Source organism: Gemmata sp., from assembly GCF_051859125.1.
GTDB lineage: Bacteria > Planctomycetota > Planctomycetia > Gemmatales > Gemmataceae > Gemmata.
In genome coordinates this window covers 1-2,398 of the sequence record NZ_JBHYGG010000227.1, presented here as the reverse complement: position 1 = coordinate 2,398, position 2,398 = coordinate 1, and the positions used below count along the sequence as shown (strand labels likewise).

Here is a 2,398-nt window from a genome sequence, read left to right as displayed (position 1 = left end):
TACAGACCCGCTTGGTTTGTAGGGGCCGCCCTCCGTGGCGGCCCGCCAACCCGCTATGAGTTCAGCCGAGTAAAGGGGCGAGTCATGGGCGTTCGCATCGGGGACACGGGCCGCGCGGTGACGCCGCTGTCGCCGAGCGGGTACGTCGAGATCGGCGGCGTGCGGCGGTCGGCGACCACCGAGGGCACGTTCATCGAACCCGGCCGCGCGGTGGTCGTCGTGCGGGGCGGGCCGCCCGGGTTCGTCGTCCGCGCGGTCGAACCGGGCGCGCCCGCGGAGGCGCTGCCGCACCAGGGTGAAGAACTCGTTCGGGCCGAGCACCAGCGCACGAGGGCCGACGTTGCGGCGGCCGATCGCGACGCGCGACAGAAGGCGTGGGCCGAGTTGAAGCGCCGCATGGCGCGTGGGGCCGCGGCCGCCGGCGCGTTCGGGTGCGCCGCGGGGCTGACGAACGCGGCGCTCGGCCGGCACTTCGACTGGGCCGGCGCGACCGCTTGGGCGCTCCCGGAGTTGCTGCTCGGCTCCGCGGCGGCCGGCGCCCTCGACGCGGTCCTGCTGTACTTCTTCACCGGCTGGTTCGTTGCGCGCGTCCTCCCCGCGGAGGCCGACGCGGTGTTCGAGCCGAGCCTCGTGGCGGTCCTGGCCGGACTGGTTGGCGCTTCGCTGGGGTTCTGGGTGTACGCCGCGACCGGGGACGTGTGGCTGGTCGCGCGCTGGACGGCCGGGCTGTCGCTGGCGTTCGCCGCCCTCGCCGCCGGCCTCGCGTGGGTCGTGAACGTGCTGACGTGACCGGAACGTAAGCTGTGTCGGGACGGGGGTGCAGTTCAGTCGAAGGATCGGGTGGCACCCCCTCACCCGCCGCTCGAGGACTCGCGGCGACCTCTCCCCCGAGACCGGGGGCGAGGTGGGGGCACCCGGTCCCACGCATCGGCCACCCGCTCGCGAAGCCGCAGAAGGGCGCAGTGGCAACACCTCTCCCCTGGTCTCGGGGGAGAGGTCGCCGCGAGTCCTCGAGCGGCGGGTGAGGGGGTGTTGCCCTCAACTCTCATCAATCCGCCTCGCGCCATCTCACCACCATTTCCAAATCATTCCCCGGAGGTCTCCCGTGCTCGCGCCGATCACCGTTCGATACGCGTTCCGCCCGGCGAGGCGGTCGCTTGCGACCGGGCAGGTCGCGGACCTGTTCGGGCTCGCCGACGGGGAGCCGGAACACACCGTCGCGGCCGGCGTCGCGCTCGACGTGCGGCCCGGCGACCTCGTGCTGTTCACCGGCCCGAGCGGGTCGGGGAAGTCGTCGCTTCTGCGGGCCGTCGCGACCCAAGTTGGTGCCGTCGATGCCGCAACGCTCGCGCTACCCGACGCGCCGCTCATCGACGCACTCCCCGGCCCAATCGAGCAGCGGCTCGCGGCGCTCGGCGGGTGCGGGCTGTCCGAGGCGCGACTGTTGCTGCGCACGCCGGCGGAGCTGTCCGAGGGGCAGCGCTACCGGTTCCGGCTCGCTTACGCTTCGCAGTGCGGAATGCGGAGTGCGGAGCGCGAAGTGAAGACCGAATGGCCGTCTTCGATTCCGCACGCCGAACTCCGCACTCCGCACTTCGTCGCGGCCGACGAGTTCACCGCCACGCTCGACCGCACGCTCGCGAAGGTGGTCGCGTTCAACCTGCGGAAGCTCGTGACGCGAACCGGCGTCGGCGTGCTCGCGGCCACCACGCACGACGACATCGCCGCCGACCTGAACCCGGACGTGTGGGTGCGGTGCCGCGGTGATGGCGAGGTGGAGGTCGAGCGCCGCACGCCGGAGGCGCGGCGGATCTCGTTCGCGAACGAACTGCGCGTCGCCGACGGCACCCGGGCCGACTGGCCGCACTTCGCTCCGTGGCACTACCGCAGTCACGCACTCGCGTTCGTCACGCGCGTGGTGGTGCTGTGGCACGGGACCGAGCGGGTCGGCGTGTGCGTGTTCGGCACCCCGGCGGCCTCGCTCGCGCTGCGAACGAAGTTCTTCGGCCTCACGAACCCGCGGTCGCGGCTGGCACTCTCGGCGCTCAACGCGCAGCTCTGGGTGCTCCAGCGCGTCGTGCTGCACCCGACCTACCGCGGGGCCGGGATCGCCGCGAACTTCGTGCGCGAGGCGTGCGCATCGTGCCCCGTGAGCTGGGTCGAGACGCTCACCGCGATGGGCCACGCGAACCCGTTCTTCGAGCGCGCCGGGTTCGTGCGGGTGGGCATCGTGCGAAAGGACCGCGACACGCCGCCCGGCCAGTACGGCTCGCGGACCGGGCCGTCCGCGGACGCGACCCGCCGGAACCGGTTCAGCGACCCGGTCTACTATGTGTTCGACAACCGGTTGCAGCGAAAGGACGGGCCGGGTCGTGGCGAACCCTGAGCGCCAGCGAGG

2 protein-coding genes are annotated in these 2,398 nt (G+C 72.6%); both read left to right on the top strand.

What is annotated here, in order from left to right:
* Window positions 1–84: 84 nt before the first annotated feature.
* Window positions 85–789 (top strand): NfeD family protein, encoded by a 705-nt coding sequence (locus ACTIGN_RS18660; protein WP_439626550.1) that lies wholly within the window; start codon window positions 85–87, stop codon window positions 787–789.
* A gap of 316 nt (window positions 790–1,105) precedes the next feature.
* A complete protein-coding gene (locus tag ACTIGN_RS18655) occupies window positions 1,106–2,386 on the top strand; it encodes a hypothetical protein (protein ID WP_439626548.1) in 1,281 nt (426 codons plus the stop codon).
* Window positions 2,387–2,398 lie beyond the last annotated feature (12 nt).